Annotated in this window: 16 protein-coding genes; 6 read left to right on the top strand and 10 right to left on the bottom strand. The window is 66.9% G+C overall.

Features of this window, described 5'->3' with window-relative positions; genetic code table 11:
• Positions 1–12: 12 nt before the first annotated feature.
• Together QRN13_RS04980 and QRN13_RS04975 are read left to right on the top strand one after the other, a co-directional pair.
• Positions 13–903: a ParB/RepB/Spo0J family partition protein gene (locus tag QRN13_RS04980; RefSeq protein WP_197458396.1), complete on the top strand. Its 891-nt coding sequence runs from the start codon at positions 13–15 to the stop codon at positions 901–903.
• 26 nt (positions 904–929) lie between these two features.
• Entirely contained in the window at positions 930–1,112 is a 183-nt protein-coding gene (locus tag QRN13_RS04975) for a hypothetical protein (RefSeq protein ID WP_066553618.1), read from the top strand.
• A gap of 2 nt (positions 1,113–1,114) precedes the next feature.
• Here QRN13_RS04975 and holA read toward each other — a convergent pair whose 3' ends face one another.
• From holA to QRN13_RS04955, 4 genes are all read right to left on the bottom strand, one after another.
• A complete protein-coding gene (gene holA, locus QRN13_RS04970) occupies positions 1,115–2,167 on the bottom strand; it encodes a DNA polymerase III subunit delta (RefSeq protein ID WP_066553619.1) in 1,053 nt (350 codons plus the stop codon).
• Positions 2,168–2,306: 139 nt separating this feature from the next.
• Positions 2,307–2,783, bottom strand: coding sequence for an LPS assembly lipoprotein LptE (gene lptE / locus QRN13_RS04965; protein WP_284877062.1), 477 nt, complete (start codon positions 2,781–2,783; stop codon positions 2,307–2,309).
• On the bottom strand, positions 2,783–5,362 hold the full coding sequence (leuS, locus tag QRN13_RS04960; RefSeq protein ID WP_284877061.1) for a leucine--tRNA ligase: 2,580 nt from the start codon (positions 5,360–5,362) through the stop codon (positions 2,783–2,785). The genes lptE and leuS overlap by 1 nt, the downstream gene beginning before the upstream one ends.
• A gap of 159 nt (positions 5,363–5,521) precedes the next feature.
• Positions 5,522–5,986, bottom strand: coding sequence for a DUF3576 domain-containing protein (locus tag QRN13_RS04955; protein ID WP_017505409.1), 465 nt, complete (start codon positions 5,984–5,986; stop codon positions 5,522–5,524).
• Between the two features lie 450 nt (positions 5,987–6,436).
• Between QRN13_RS04955 and QRN13_RS04950 the strand changes: the two genes are divergently transcribed.
• Positions 6,437–6,730 (top strand): NtrZ family periplasmic regulatory protein, encoded by a 294-nt coding sequence (locus tag QRN13_RS04950; RefSeq protein WP_284877060.1) that lies wholly within the window; start codon positions 6,437–6,439, stop codon positions 6,728–6,730.
• 10 nt (positions 6,731–6,740) lie between these two features.
• On the opposite strand, the gene QRN13_RS04945 is transcribed toward QRN13_RS04950, so the two are convergent.
• Positions 6,741–7,385 carry a thiamine phosphate synthase gene (locus tag QRN13_RS04945; protein WP_284877059.1) on the bottom strand — a complete coding sequence of 215 codons (645 nt, stop codon included), beginning with the start codon at positions 7,383–7,385 and terminating at the stop codon, positions 6,741–6,743.
• On the opposite strand from QRN13_RS04945, the gene QRN13_RS04940 reads away from it, so the two are divergent.
• Both QRN13_RS04940 and QRN13_RS04935 read left to right on the top strand, forming a co-directional pair.
• Positions 7,384–8,100: a YggS family pyridoxal phosphate-dependent enzyme gene (locus tag QRN13_RS04940; RefSeq protein WP_284877058.1), complete on the top strand. Its 717-nt coding sequence runs from the start codon at positions 7,384–7,386 to the stop codon at positions 8,098–8,100. The two genes, QRN13_RS04945 and QRN13_RS04940, sit on opposite strands and share 2 nt — an antisense overlap.
• A 65-nt stretch (positions 8,101–8,165) precedes the next feature.
• Entirely contained in the window at positions 8,166–8,852 is a 687-nt protein-coding gene (locus QRN13_RS04935; RefSeq protein ID WP_066553631.1) for a response regulator transcription factor, read from the top strand.
• Between the two features lie 4 nt (positions 8,853–8,856).
• On the opposite strand, the gene yczE is transcribed toward QRN13_RS04935, so the two are convergent.
• The gene (gene yczE, locus QRN13_RS04930) at positions 8,857–9,456 is read right to left on the bottom strand and encodes a membrane protein YczE (RefSeq protein ID WP_284877057.1); all 600 of its coding nucleotides are present in this window, start codon (positions 9,454–9,456) and stop codon (positions 8,857–8,859) included.
• An 11-nt stretch (positions 9,457–9,467) separates the two neighbouring features.
• On the opposite strand from yczE, the gene yczR reads away from it, so the two are divergent.
• Positions 9,468–10,967 carry a MocR-like transcription factor YczR gene (gene yczR / locus QRN13_RS04925; protein ID WP_350224838.1) on the top strand — a complete coding sequence of 500 codons (1,500 nt, stop codon included), beginning with the start codon at positions 9,468–9,470 and terminating at the stop codon, positions 10,965–10,967.
• A gap of 3 nt (positions 10,968–10,970) precedes the next feature.
• On the opposite strand, the gene QRN13_RS04920 is transcribed toward yczR, so the two are convergent.
• The 4 genes from QRN13_RS04920 to QRN13_RS04905 form a co-directional block, all read right to left on the bottom strand.
• Positions 10,971–11,768, bottom strand: a complete 798-nt coding sequence (locus QRN13_RS04920; protein WP_284877055.1) for an exodeoxyribonuclease III — start codon at positions 11,766–11,768, stop codon at positions 10,971–10,973.
• Between the two features lie 217 nt (positions 11,769–11,985).
• Positions 11,986–12,489 carry a hypothetical protein gene (locus tag QRN13_RS04915; protein WP_045810938.1) on the bottom strand — a complete coding sequence of 168 codons (504 nt, stop codon included), beginning with the start codon at positions 12,487–12,489 and terminating at the stop codon, positions 11,986–11,988.
• Positions 12,490–12,536: 47 nt separating this feature from the next.
• Positions 12,537–13,469: a Gfo/Idh/MocA family protein gene (locus QRN13_RS04910; protein ID WP_284877054.1), complete on the bottom strand. Its 933-nt coding sequence runs from the start codon at positions 13,467–13,469 to the stop codon at positions 12,537–12,539.
• A 4-nt stretch (positions 13,470–13,473) separates the two neighbouring features.
• On the bottom strand, positions 13,474–14,637 hold the full coding sequence (locus tag QRN13_RS04905) for a DegT/DnrJ/EryC1/StrS family aminotransferase (protein WP_055755057.1): 1,164 nt from the start codon (positions 14,635–14,637) through the stop codon (positions 13,474–13,476).
• Positions 14,638–14,663 lie beyond the last annotated feature (26 nt).

Genomic DNA, 14,663 nt, shown 5'->3' with positions numbered 1-14,663 from the left:
CGGAACAGTATCTTGGCTGAACGACAAAGAGGTCTGGGCCGCGGCCTGTCGGCGTTGATGGGGCAGGACGCCGAGGCGCCGGTCGCATCTGACGCGCCTGTGCCCGCCGGCGTGCAACGCGTGCCGATCGAAAGCCTGAAGCCCAATCCGGACCAGCCGCGCAAGACCTTCCGCCAGGAGGATCTGGAGGAACTGACCGCCTCTATCCGCGACAAGGGGGTGTTGCAGCCGATCCTGGTGCGGACCCAACCGGGCGAGGACGGCGTCTGGCAGATTATCGCTGGCGAACGCCGCTGGCGCGCGTCGCAGGCGGCGCGCCTGACCGAGGTGCCGATCGTGGTCCACGAGATGGACGACGTCGAGGTGTTCGAAGTCGCGATCGTCGAGAACGTCCAGCGCGCGGACCTGAATCCTCTGGAAGAGGCCGAGGCGTACCGCGTTCTGATGGATCGCTTCGGACGGACGCAGGATGCGGTGGCGGGCGTGGTAGGCAAGAGCCGCAGCCATGTGGCCAACACCATGCGCCTGCTGCAACTGCCCGAGCGGGTGCTGTTCTATGTGCGCGAAGGCAAGCTGTCCGCGGGTCACGCCCGGGCCCTGATCAATACGCCCGATCCGGGCCAGTTGGCGGACATCGCTTTCGTGGATGGTCTCAGTGTCCGTGAGACCGAGGCCCTGGCGCGCCGTGCGGTCGAGGGGCCGAAGCCGACGAAGACCAAGTCGGCGTCGGCGGCCTCAGGCGGGGAGGGGGCGGCCGATGTCGCCGCCCTGCAGCAGGATCTGGCCGATGCGCTGGGCCTGAAGGTGCAGTTGTCGGACAAGGGCGGTAAGGGCGAGCTGACGATCGGCTACGGCTCGCTGGAGCAGCTCGACGACCTGTGCCGCCGTTTGATGCGCGGCTGAGCGGCGGACTGTGCTAGGGTGTCGATATGACTGAAGACACGACACCCACCGCCGCCGAAAAGCTGAAGCAGGCGCTCGCCGCCAAGAAGGCCAAGGCTGGTCATGGGTTCAACGCCCAACCGGGCGCCAAGGCCGAAGAGAAGGCCGTGTCGGCGCGCAACGTCGCCATGGCCCAGCCCGCCTTCCGCAAGGCGTCCAAGCGCGGCTAGCGCTACAGCCCCAGCCGTCTGGCGCGACCTGCGATTTCCAGCAGCAGGCGTTCGGCGATCAATTGGTCCGGCATTCCGGTCGTCTTGGTGGCGACATCGGCCGTGTTGATGCTGTCCAAGACTTCGTCCAGGGCTTCGAGCCGCCAGGACCGCGCCTGACGCAGCATTTCCGCCTCCTGTTTCCAGAAGACGCCGGCGGCCTTGGCGGCCTCCTTGGCGTTTGCGCCGTTGGCCTGCAAGATATTGATCCGGCGTAGCTTGCCGAGATGGATTGCGGCGGAGCGAACGGCCAGCACCGACGATTCGCCCTCGGCGAAAGCGCGCCTGAGGCCCGCCTGCGCCGGGCCGGGACGCGCGCCGAAGGCCTGAAGCGCCGCATCTGACAGGGAGGCGTCCGGCTCGACGCCGAGATGATGCTCGAGCGCGTCCATATCCAGAGTCTTGCCGGAGCCGGGGCCGATGAACAGGGCCAGGCGCTCGATCTCCTGCCGCATCAAGCCCCGCTCGCGCGGCAGGCGCGCGACGAAACGGTCCAGCGCGTCGGACGTCAGGCCCACCTTGTCGGCGGCCAGGGCCTCACGGACCATGCGGGCGACATCGCCGGTCTCGTCCTCATAGCAGACGATGCCGACCGCGCCGTTCTCCTTCTCGGCCGCCTTTCTGAGCGCGGATTCGCGGCCCAGCTGGTCGGCCTCGACCACCATCATGGCATCGGGATTGTAGCCGCCGTCGGCGTGGATCTTCAGCGCGGCGGCGACCGCCTTGTCCACGCCGGGCTTCAGCGCCGACAGACGGATGCGCACCAGACGGCGGCCGCCCATCAGGGACATGGCCGTCAGCGCCTCTTCCAGCTTCGTTTCATCGCCATCGATGTCGCTGTCGGTCAGGACGGTGACATTGAAGGGGTCGTTCAGATCGGGCGTGACCGTCTTGCACAGCACCTCGGCCCGCTCGGCGACGCCGGACCGGTCCTTGCCGTGGATCACCGCCGCCCGGATCGCCGGATCGGGCGCCTTCAGAAAGCGATCGATCTCGGGGCGTTTGGCCAGGATCAAACGATCCTCCCCCGAGTAGCGCAGCGAAACGGGGGAGGGGGACCGCCGTAGGCGGTGGAGGTGGTGGGGGCGCACACCGAGCCTGGGGTCGCCCCCTCCACCACTTCGTGGTCCCCCTCCCCCGCTGTGCGGGGGAGAATCATTTGGAAAGAGCCTGCATAAGATCCAGTCGGATCAGGCGAGCCAGCTCGGCGGCGGCGCGCTCCTCGCCGTCCTGCTGGGCGGCGATGGCGGCATAGGGCTGGTCGGCGGTGGCGTAGGTCGTGGTGACCGTTTCCGTGCCGCTGACAGGCGTTCCCCCGCTGGCTGGGGTCAGGGTCCAGGTCGCCTTGACCGTCAGTTCATAGCGGGTGGCGGTGTCGTCGATACGGCGACCCAGCGAGCGGCGGTTCTGCTGGACCTCGGTTGTCAGGCGATAAAGCGGCGTCGCGCCGCGATCCCAGGCGAGGACGTCTTCCAGTTGCTCGCGCAGGCGATAGCCAAGGCGGTCATCCTGGGTCGTGACGGCGATCCGGCGCAGGGATGAACCCACGGCCGGCTCGGCGTACATGGGCGTGAAGCCGCAGGCGGAAACCGCCAAAGACGCGAGAACCGCGAGAGCCGCCGCAATACGCATCAGCCGGCCACCAGATTGACGATGCGGTCCTTGACCACGACGATCTTCTTCACGCTCAGACCCTCCAGCCGCGCCTTGACCGTTTCGTCGGCAAGGACCAGGGCTTCGACCTCGGACGGCTCCATGCCGCGCGGCACGCGGATTTCCGCGCGACGCTTGCCGTTGATCTGGATGGGCAGGACCACCTCGTCGTCGGCCGCGAGCGCAGCGTCCCACACGGGCCACGGCGCGTCCAGAACCATCCCGTCCTCACCCAGTCGCGTCCAGGCTTCTTCGGCCAGGTGCGGGGTGAAGGGGGCGATCAGACGGGCCAGCGCCGACAGGGCTTGACGCTTGGCGTCGCCGCCGGCCTGGGCATTGTCGCGAATGGTGGCGACGAAGGCGTAGAGCTTGGCGATGGCCGAGTTGAAGCGGAAGCCCTCGACCCCTTCGGACACGGCCTTGATGGCCTTGTGCGTCTCGCGCAGCAGCTCGGCGTTGGCCTTGTCCTCGCCGGCGAAATCGGCGTCATAGGTGTCGAACAGGGTCCAGGCGCGCTGGACGAAGCGGCTGGCGCCTTCGACGCCGCCGGGGGTCCATTGCACGTCACGTTCAGGCGGGCTGTCGGACAGGACGAACAGGCGACCGGCGTCCACGCCATGGCTTTCCAGGATTTCGGCCGGGGCCACGACGTTCTTCTTGGACTTGGACATCTTCTCGATGTCGCCGATGATCAGGGTCTCGCCGGTCGACAGCTGGCGGGCCGAGCGGACGCCGTTGTCGTTCTTGAGCTCGACGTCGGTCGGCTCGACCCAGGCACCGTCGGCCCGGCGATAGGTTTCGTGAACCACCATGCCCTGCGTGAACAAGCCGGCGAACGGCTCCTTCACCGACAGCATGCCGGCGTCAGACAGGGCGCGGGTGATGAAGCGAGCGTACAGCAGGTGCAGGACCGCGTGCTCGACCCCGCCGATATATTGATCGACAGCCAGCCAGCGGTCGGCGGCGGCCTTGTTGATCGGCGCCTCGGCCGTCGGGTCGGTGAAGCGAGCGAAATACCAGCTGGAATCGACAAAGGTGTCGAGCGTGTCGGTCTCACGCGTCGCGTCGGCGCCGCACGACGGGCATTTGACGTGCTTCCAGGTCGCGTGACGCGCCAGCGGGTTGCCGGGCACGTCGAAGGTCACATCGTCAGGCAGGACGACCGGCAACTGATCGGCGGGAACCTCGACGACGCCGCACGACGGGCAGTGGATGATCGGGATCGGGCAACCCCAATACCGCTGGCGGGAGACGCCCCAGTCGCGCAGGCGATAGATGGTCTCGGCGCGGCCCTGACCGGCAGCCTCGACCTTGGCGATGGCGGCGGCCTTGGCGGCCTCGACGTCCATGCCATTCAGGAAGTCGGAGTTGAAGATGCGGCCGGGGCCGACATAGGCCTCGGTTCCGATCTCGACCGTCTCGGCATCGTCGGGTTTGACGACCGGCGTCACCGGCAGATCGTATTTGCGGGCGAAGTCTAGGTCGCGCTGGTCGTGGGCCGGGCAGCCGAAGATGGCGCCCGAACCATAGGTCGACAGCACGAAGTTGGCCGCCCAGACGGGCAGGGTCTTGTCCGGATCGAAGGGATGGCGGACGCGAACGCCCAGATCCACGCCCAGCTTCTCGGCCTTTTCGATCTCGGCTTCGCTGGTGCCGGTCTGGGCGCAGGCCTTCATGAAGTCCGCCACGTCCGGCCGATGTTCGGCGATGGCCTTGGTCAGGGGATGGTCGGGCGCCAGGGCCAGGAAGCTGGCGCCGAACAGTGTGTCGGGGCGGGTGGTGTAGACCTCGATCGGATCGCGGGCGTGATTGGGTTCGCCCTCGGGGGAGGGGGGCAGGAAGTCGGGCGCCGCGGCGATGTCCCACCACAGGGTCGCGCCCTTGGACTTGCCGATCCAGTTCTCCTGCATCAGCCGGACCTTTTCGGGCCAGCGGTCCAGGGTCTTCAGGCCGTCGATCAGGTCGTCCGCATAGTCGGTGATGCGCAGGAACCACTGGTTCAGCTTGCGCTTCTCGACCAGGGCGCCCGAGCGCCAGCCGCGTCCATCGATCACCTGTTCGTTGGCCAGGACCGTGTTGTCGACCGGATCCCAGTTGACCACCGCATCCTTGCGATAGACCAGACCGCGCCGATACAGCTCCAGGAACCAGGCCTGCTGCTTGCCATAGTATTCCGGGTCGCAGGTGGCGAACTCGCGCGACCAGTCCAGCGACAGGCCCAGCAGCTTCAGCTGTTCGCGCATATTGGCGATGTTGGAATAGGTCCAGCCTTTCGGGTGGATACCGCGCTCCATGGCCGCGTTCTCGGCCGGCATGCCGAAGGCGTCCCAGCCCATCGGGTGGAGAACGTCGTACCCTTGCGCGCGTTTGGACCGCGCCACCACGTCGCCCATCACATAGTTGCGGGCGTGACCCATGTGGATGTTGCCCGACGGATAGGGGAACATCTCAAGCACATAGTATTTCGGCCGGCCGGTGTCCTTCGTGACGAAGGCGGAAGCCTCGGCCCATCGGGCCTGCTGGCGGGGTTCGGCGGTCTTGGGTTCGTAACGGGCCACGGTCGTCCTGAAAGTCGAAAGGGCGCTGACGCCCTCCCGGCTCAACTAGCCCGAAGGACGACAGCGCCCAAGAAGTAATGCGTCCTAAAAACTCTTGGACGCGTCGCGCTCAAGCAGCCCGAAGGGCGGTAGCGCCTAGAAATAAAGCGAGCGCCGGCTTTAGCCGGCGTTCGACAGGTTCAGCTGGCGCGCCTTGGTCAGGATGGCGTTTTCCAGATCGGCCTCGGTCTGGGCGGCAACCGGGGCGGCGGTCCACTGACCATCGGCGCCCTTCACTTCCTTGGTCACTGTGACGTTCAGCGCGTCGGCGCGCAGACGGGTGTCCAGGATGAAGACGGTCGCCTTGAAGCGCTCGTTCGGCGTCTGGGGGTTGATGTACCAGTCATAGTTGATGACGCCGCCCCACGGATCGGCGGTCAGCAGCGGCATGAAGCTGAGGGTGTCGAGCGAGGCGCGCCACAGGAAGGCGTTGACGCCGATGCCCTGTTGCACGTTCGTCTTGGGCGCAGACTTCTTGCCGCCGACGAAGGGAATGCTCGAGCAGGCCGACAGGGACGCGCCCAGGGCCACGCCCGAGACCAGCACGACCGCGACGTTCCGAACCAGGGCCTTGTTGAGGCTCATCAAGAGAAGTCTCCGTAAACTCAGGGACGTGAGAGCCCTCGCCCGCACGCGCGCACGGCATGGGGAATGCCGACTGCCAGGCTCTATAACACGGCGAAAAGGGGCGATGACAAGGCGAAGTCGGTTCCCACCGCATCGCGCGTCGCGGTGTTTTGTGAAGGGCATGTGAGATTTCGCCGGAATCCGCCCGAATCCCGTGACGCTTGAGACACATACGCCGACAACAATGCGCGGGAACCTTGTTATCGCCGGCTCATTGCGTTGACCGCGCAGACACCCGGTGTCTAATCGCGGGGCTCACGACCATATAAGGTCGGTTCAGGGTTGAAACGCCGCCTCATGGCGGGGTTCGAAGGATTTGGTATGCGGTTCGGTGGTTTCCTGGCTGTGATGATGGCGACGACGGCGATAGCCGCGTCGACGTCTGCGCTTGCCCAAAGCACATCCACCGTGTCCCTTTCGGAGGCCCAGGCGGCGCAGCGTAACGCGCCGGCGCCGCAGCGTCGCGGCCTGCGCCTGAACGATCGTGGCCGGTGGGGTCTGGATTTCAACCTGAACCAGCCCGTGGGTCGCGAGACCGACTGGGGTGACGTCGAGGCCGGCGCCTATTACCGTCTGAACGACCGTCTGCGTGTCGGCGCCGCTGCGGCCGTCAGCACGCCGGAAGCCGATCCGGCCCGTGCGCCCGAAACCAACGGCCGGGCTCAGCCCCGCGTCCGTCTGGAAACCATCTTCAAGTTCTGATTTCGATCAGTCAGCGAAACGCTGACTGGATCGCACTTACCGCCGCCAGGCCGCAGGCGCCTGTGTGTGCGAGCGTTGCGGCGTTCTCTGGCGTGACACCGCCCAGCGCATAGACCGGCAGGCGGGCGGCTTTCACATGCCGTTCGAATGCAGGGACGCCCAATGCGGGTTTGCCGGCGGACGCACCGCCCGCCGGAAACACCGGCGACAGGATCAGGGCGTTCACGCCTTCGGGCGGCAGGGATAGGCCGTGCCAAGCCGCTGTCAAAATCCAGTCGGGTCGGTCCGAGCGAATGCGCGCGGCCTGCTCCACCGCACGTTCAGGCATGTGAAGCCCGTCGGCGTCGATCGCCTCGGCCAGATCGGGGTCTAGCCCGACCAACAGTTTCGCGCCTAGACCGGCCGTCGCTTCGCGAAGCCGATGCCCCGTTTCGACGGCATTGGAGGCGCCAAAGGCGCGATAGACCACGGCCGAACCGGCGGGCAGGCGCGCCGCCGTCTCCCACGGTCTGGGCGTGCGATCCGGGTCGGTGAAGAACAGCATTGGCGGCAAGGCCGCGGCGGCCGGGCTGACAGCGGCGGCGGCGCGGTTTAGAGCGGTCGCGGCGTTCCAGAGCGCGCGCGCATCGTCGCTGTAACCGGCCGGCAGGATCATGACCTCTTATTCCTCCGCTTTTTCCGCCCCGTCCATCGCCGAAAGGGTCGCCGAGGTGCGGGCGCGTATCGACGCCGCCTGCCATGCGGCCGGTCGGGATCCAGCGGACGTGACCCTGACCGCGGTCTCCAAGACTCAGGCCCCCGAGGCCATCGACGCCATCCTGGCGACGGGTCAGCGGATCTTCGGCGAGAATCGGGTGCAGGAGGCGCAGGGACGGTGGGCTGATTGTCGCGGGGGCGCACAGGGTTTGGAGCTGCGGCTGATCGGCCCGTTGCAGACCAACAAGGCCGAGGATGCGGTCGCTCTGTTCGACGTGATCGAAACCCTGGACCGTGAAAAACTGGCGCGAGCCTTGGCGCAGGCGGGCGAAAAGCGCGGCCGATCGCCGCGCGTCCTGGTCCAGGTGAACACGGGCGCGGAGCCCCAGAAGGCCGGGGTCCTGCCCGACGCCGCCGACGCCTTGATTGCGGCGGCCCGCGACACCTACGGGCTGACAGTCGAGGGACTGATGTGCATTCCCCCGGCGGATCAGGATGCAGGGCCACATTTTCAGATGTTGCGGGCCATGGCCGAACGAAACGGTTTGTTCGTGCTGTCGATGGGCATGAGCGGCGATTACGAGACCGGCATACGGTGCGGCGCGACGCACGTCAGGGTCGGAACGGCCTTGTTCGGGGAACGAAATCGACCCGAAACGCCCTCTAGCTCGTAACCCTATGTGAATATTCGCACCCCCAAGCCTTGGCGCGGGGGCCAAGCCTCGCCATTGTCTGTCCCATGCCTACGCCCAAGACCATTCTGATCATCGACGACGACGACGACCTGCGCGAGGCCTTGGCCGAGCAGCTGAACCTGCATGAGGAGTTCAAGACCCAGCAGGCCGCGACCGCGACCGATGGCGTCCGGATGGGGCGCGAGATCCGCGCCGACCTGATCCTGCTGGACGTCGATCTGCCCGATATGGATGGCCGCGAGGCCTGTCGCCTGTTGCGCAAGGACGGGGTTTCGACACCGGTGATCATGCTGACGGCGCAATCGGCGGACGCCGACGCCATCCTGGGCCTGGACGCCGGGGCCAACGATTATGTCACCAAGCCCTTCCGATTCGCCGTGCTGCTGGCGCGTATCCGCGCCCATCTGCGCAGTCATGAACAGTCCGAGGACGCCGTCTTCACCATCGGCCCCTACGAGTTCCGCCCCGCCGCCAAGGTACTGATGGACGCCAAGGGCAAGAAGGTGCGGTTGACCGAGAAGGAAACCAATATCCTCAAATACCTCTATCGCGCCGGCGCCAAGCCGGTGTCGCGCGAAGAGTTGCTGACCGAGGTCTGGGGCTACAACGCCGGGGTCACGACCCATACGCTGGAAACCCATATCTATCGCCTGCGCCAGAAGATCGAACCGGAACCGGGCCATGCGCGTCTGCTGCTGACCGACGCGGGCGGATACCGCCTGCAGCCTTAACGGCTCAGTCGGCCGTCTTCGGGCGGACCGTGAACAGCGGCAGGAAGACGTGGACCAGCGGGCCGATGGCCACGGCGTAGAGCACCGTGCCCACCCCGACCGAGCCGCCCAACAGCCAGCCGACGGCTATAACGGCTAGTTCGATGGCCGTCCGCACCCATTTTACCGGCCAGCCTGTGCGCGCGACGATGCCGGTCATTAGGCCGTCGCGGGGGCCGGGACCGAGGCCTGCGCCGATATAGGCCCCGCTGGCCACGCCGTTCAGGACGATGCCGCCGATCAGTAGGCCGGCCCGGAGCGGTAGGCCCAGGTCGGACGGAATCCAGCCTAGGCCGACGTTGGCGACCGTGCCGATGACCAGCACATTGGCGACGGTCCCGATCCCCGGCTTCTGGCGCAGGGGAATCCATAGCAGCAGCACGGCCATACCGATCAGATTGACCACCAGACCGAAGCTGATCCCGGCGGGTTTCGCGAACCGCTCGAACACCCCTTGGTTCAGCACGTCCCATGGATCCAGACCGAGATCGGCGCGGACGATCAGGGCGATGGACAGGCCGTAGAGAAACAGGCCGGCGAAGAGCTGGATCAGGCGACGGGTCATAAATCGATCTGATGCGCCAAACTGGCTATCGAAAACAGGGCCAGTTATGCCATTCTGGCCCCATGTCGTCGCGGTCGATCGGTCTTGTTTCTCTGACGCGCCACCTCGGCGCTTGGCGGTCGCCGGCTGCAGGCGCGGCCTACCGGCAGCTCGCAGGGGCGATACGACTGCTGATTCTGGATGGCCGACTGCCCTTGGCGGCGCGATTGCCCGGCGAACGGGAATTGGCCCAGGCGCTGGGCCTGAGCCGAACGACCGTCTCGGCCGCCTACGGCCGGTTGCGGGATGACGGGTTCCTGACCGGCGGGCAGGGCGCCGCCACACGCACCAGCCTGCCGACCGGACCGACGCCACGCCATGAGGCGACGCAAACGGACAAGCCCGGTCTGATCGACCTGACCGCCGCCGTCCTGCCGGCCGATGCTAATGTGCATGCAGCCTATGTGCGGGCGCTGGAGCGATTGCCGGCGAACCTGCCCGGACACGGTTATGAGACGGCGGGGCTAGAGGAACTGCGCGAAGCGGTGGCCGCGGGATACCGGCGGCGCGGCCTGGCGACCTCTTCGGGACAGATATTGATCACGCATGGCGCGCACAACGGCCTGGTTCATCTGCTGCGCCTGACGACGCGGCCCGGCGCCCCGGTGGTGTTCGACCATCCCACCTATCCGCAGGCGATCGACGCCATCCTGGCGGCGGGCGGTCGCGCCGTGCCCGTCGCCTTGCCGGACGGCGAGGGCGAGGAGGGTTGGGATGTCGAGGGTCTGATTGCGGCCTGCCGCAGCAGCAACGCGGCGATGGCCTATCTGGTGCTGGACCACAACAATCCGACCGGCCGGATGATGCGGGCGGCGGACCGGACGCGCTTTCTGGCGGGGCTGAAGGGGTCGGAAACCTTACTGGTGCTGGACGAGACTCTGGTCGAACTGACCTTGAGCGGACCTCCGGCGCTCAGCGCCTCGGCCGTCGATGCGCCGCGGATGGTCAGATTGGGATCGATGTCCAAGAGCGTCTGGGGCGGTTTGCGAATAGGCTGGATCCGCGCGGACCGGGCGGTGATCCAGCGTCTGGCCCAAAGTCGCGCCAGCTTTGATCTGGGTGTCCCGATCCTGGAGCAGCTGGCGGCGGTCGAACTGTTGAACGACGGCGGCAAGGCCCTGGCGGCGCGCCGGCCCCTCTTGCGCGCCCGGCGGGATCATCTGCGGGCGCGGCTCGCTGAAAAACTGCCTGAGTGGGTCTGTCCGCGCCCTGCTGGGGGACTGTCCCTATGGGCGCGGCTGCCGGGGCCGATCAGTTCCGCTTTGACGATCGCAGCCGAGGCCGAAGGCCTGCGCCTCGCCGCCGGTCCGCGATTCGGCGTCGACGGCGCCTTCGAACGACGGCTGCGCCTGCCCTATACCTTGCCGGAAGATCAGCTGAACGAGGCGGTGGCCCGGCTAGGGCGCGCCGCCAGAAAGGTCGGCCGGGGGCGAAAGGCGGCGGGGTCGGTCAAGCCGGTCGCCGTCTATTGAGGATCACACGTCCAGATCGACCGTCACCGGCGCGTGGTCGCTGGGACGTTCCCACTCGCGGACGTCGTCGTGGATGCGGGCGGTGTCCTTGACAACGGCGGGGGTCAGGCCGGGCGAGGTCCAGATGTGGTCCAGGCGCAGACCGCGATTTGATTTGCGGAAGTCGGCGGCGCGATAGCTCCACCAGCTGGCCAGTTTCTGGGGCTCGGGGAAGCGGTCGCGCAGCACATCGGCGAAACCGCCCGTCTCCTGAAGCCGGTTCAGGGTGTCGACCTCGATCGGCGTGTGGCTGACGATCTTGGACATGTAGCGGTGGTTCCAAACATCGCCTTCGCCGGGGGCGATATTGAAATCGCCGGCCATGACCAGGGGACGAGACTTGTCCTGATGGGCCACGATGGCGGTCAGCTGTTCATAGAAGTCCATCTTGTGATCGAACTTGGGGTTCAGCGCCCGGTCGGGAACGTCGCCGCCGGCCGGGATGTAGAAGTTCTGCACGTCGATGCCGGACACGCGGGCCGAGACGCAGCGCGCGTGACCCAGTTTGCACACCTGGAAGGTGTCACTGTCCTCAAGCGGCAGGCGACTGGCGATGGCGACGCCGTGCCAGCCCTTCTGGCCCGCCACGCGAAGGTGGGGCATGCCCATGTCCTCAAAGGCGCCGCGCGGGAACTGGTCCGTGGTGCATTTGATCTCCTGAAGCATCAGGACATCGGGCGCGCGTTCGGCGACGAAGCGGGCCACCTGATCGATGCGCAGGCGGACGGAGTTGATGTTCCAGGTGGCGAGGCGAAGGGTCATGCCCCCGTCTAGCAGGCGCGCCGCGTAAAAAAAGCCCGGCCGCGACGGGCCGGGCTTTGGGAGGTTCGTCTCTCTCGCCGCCGGGGAGGGGGATATTCCAGGGCGGTAGAACGGCCGCCGCCGTTCCTGTGCTAAAAGTGTCACTGACGATTATAAAAGTCAAATCGTCATAATTACCCGCTTGCGCGTGCTGATTATGAAGCAGTCCGGCAGCGGATCAGTCTCGCGGCGTTTGCGCTTGCGGGGCCGTCGCCCATTCGCCGCGCCAGTCGTAGCTGAGCGTTACGCAGTGCCGATAGGCGCCGTCCGACCACCGACCCACCGCCTGCATGGTCAGGGGACGGGGCGCACGCACGCGGCCCATGATCAGCCAGACCTCGTCGGCGCCGGGACACAGGGCGCGCGATAGGCCGCGGCCGTCGCCGTCCTGATCGATGGCGTAGATGTCGTTTTCCTCGGCGCCTTGGGGCAGGACGCGTCGCGCGGCGTCCGGCCCGCCGCGCGTGAAGCCTGCTGTCCCGCGCGCGGTGGTGGAGAACAGACGCTCCACCTGCACCGCGCCGAAAAGGCCGCGCCGCACCTGCAAGGTGACGCCCTTGGTCAGCGCCTGGGTGATCCGGTCCGACGCATTATAGGCCAGGTAGCGGGTGTCCGCATGGGCGGGCGCCGCCGCCGAACCGACGGCGATCAGGGCGAGAGCGGTGGCGGTGATACGGCGCATACGTTTCTCTTCCTCAGGTTTTGCGGCGAGAACGGGGCCTGATCCGATCAGCGTTCGCCGAGGCAGCGCAGCGCGACCTCGAGATTGCGCAGGCCGTCTTCGCCGGTGACGGCCGGCGTTTCGCCGGTCGTGATGGCGCGGGCGAAGGCCTCCAGCTCCTTCTTCAGCGGTTCGGCCGGCCAGCTGTTCAGCATCCGGGTCGAATAGGAGCCGTCCGGCTGCTGGCCGAAATATTCGGTGACCTGGCGCGTGATCAGATCAGCGACGATGAACTTGGTCTTGGTCGCGACCTGCAGGGTGCGGGTCTTGTAGGGGGTGACCCAGTTGGTGGTGATATGGGCGATCACGCCGCTGTCCAGGCGGAATTGAAGCAGGGCCGTGTCCTCGCGGTCCGCGCGGGTGCGGGCCAGTTGCGGCTGGACCTCGACGATCTCGGAACCCGTCAGGTGGCGGATGATATCGATGTCGTGTACGGCCAGATCGATGACCACGCCGACCTCGCCCATGCGGGGCGGGAACGGACCGACGCGGGTGATCTGGATCGAGATGATGTCGTCGTCAGTCACGGCCCGCTTGACGGTTTCGACCGCCGGATTGAAGCGCTCGACCTGACCGACCATCAGAACGCGGTCATTGGCCTTGGCTGCATCGATCATGCGCTGGGCGTCGGCGACGCTGGCGGCGATCGGCTTTTCCACCAGGACGTGGACGCCCTTTTCCAGCAGGGCGACGCCAATCTCGGCGTGGAACCGGTTGGGCGTGGCGACGATGGCGGCGTCCAAGCCGGCGTCGACGAAGGCCTGGGCCGTCGTGACAGGCGATGCGCCATAGGCGGCGGCGACGCCCTCGGCCGTCATCGCATCGGGATCGAAGACGGTGGTCAGGTCGAACTCGCGCATCTCGGAGGCGACGCGCGCATGGTTGCGGCCCATGACGCCGACGCCGGCGACGCCGATCTTGAGGGCGGGGGTGTTCGGCATAGGCTTAGCCCTTGTAGCTGGCGACGGCGGCGACGACCTTGTCCTGGGTCGCCTCGTCCAGATCGGCGTGCATCGGCAGGCTGAGGACCCGGTCCCTCAGCCGTTCGGTGACGGGCAGGCCGCCCGCACCCTGAGGGAAGCGCTGATAGGCCGGCTGCATGTGCATGGGCACCGGATAATAGACGGCGGTGGGCACGCCCTGATCCTTCAGGTGCGCGGCCAGCCCGTCGCGGTCCTCATGCTCGATCGTGTATTGCGCCCAGATGGAAACGCCGCCGTCGATGACGTGGGGCACGGCCGAGACATGGGGCGCGAGGTGTTCGTTGTAGCGGGCGGCGATCCGGTTGCGCCACTCGATCTCCTGACCGAAGACCTTCAGCTTCTCGATCAGGATGGCGGCCTGGATGGTGTCCAGCCGGCTGTTCATGCCGATGCGCATGGCCAGATATTTGGGGTCGTGGGCGAAGGCGGCGGCGCCGGCCTCCAGGTCCTTGGCGACGACCTTGCCGTGCACGCGAAGGGAATCCATTTCCTGCGCCAGATCGTCGTCGTCGGTCAGCACCGCCCCGCCGTCGCCGTAGCAGCCCAAAGGCTTGGCCGGGAAGAAGCTGGTCGTGGTGACATCGGCCCACTTCAGCGGATGGTCGCCGTTCAGGGTGCATCCGAAGCCCTGCGCCGAATCCGAGATCAGCTTGAGCCCGTGGCGATCGCAGATCGCGCGGATGGCGGGATAGTCGGCCGGCTGACCAAACAGATCGACGGCGATGACCACCTTGGGCGTCAGGCGACCTTCGGCCTTGACCGCTTCGATGGCCGCCTCAAGCTTGGCCGGGTCCATATTGTAGGTGTGGGCGTCGACGTCCACGAACACAGGCGAGGCGCCCAGCCACGGCACGACCTCGGCCGTGGCCGTGAAGGTGAAGCTGGGGCAGAAGACGGCGTCGCCGGTGCGGACGCCCCAGGCGATCAACGGCAGGATCAGGGCGTCGGTGCCGTTGCCGCAGCCCAAGGCGTGTTTGGCCTGACCGAAGGCGGCGAGGTCGGCCTCGAACTGGCGGACCTGCGGACCCATGACCCAGGCGCCGCCGACGACGGCTTCCTGAACGGCGGCCTCGATCTTGCCGCCGAGGCGTTGGCGCTGGGCCTGAAGGTCGATGAAGGGGATCATGGGGGACGCTCTCCACGGGGGATCGG

Origin of the sequence: Brevundimonas sp. MEB006b, from assembly GCF_030209705.1 — a bacterium.
In the GTDB taxonomy this organism is placed as follows: Bacteria; Pseudomonadota; Alphaproteobacteria; order Caulobacterales; family Caulobacteraceae; genus Brevundimonas.
The sequence above is the reverse complement of the archived record's forward strand: the minus strand, read 5'-3'. Positions and strand labels throughout refer to the sequence as shown.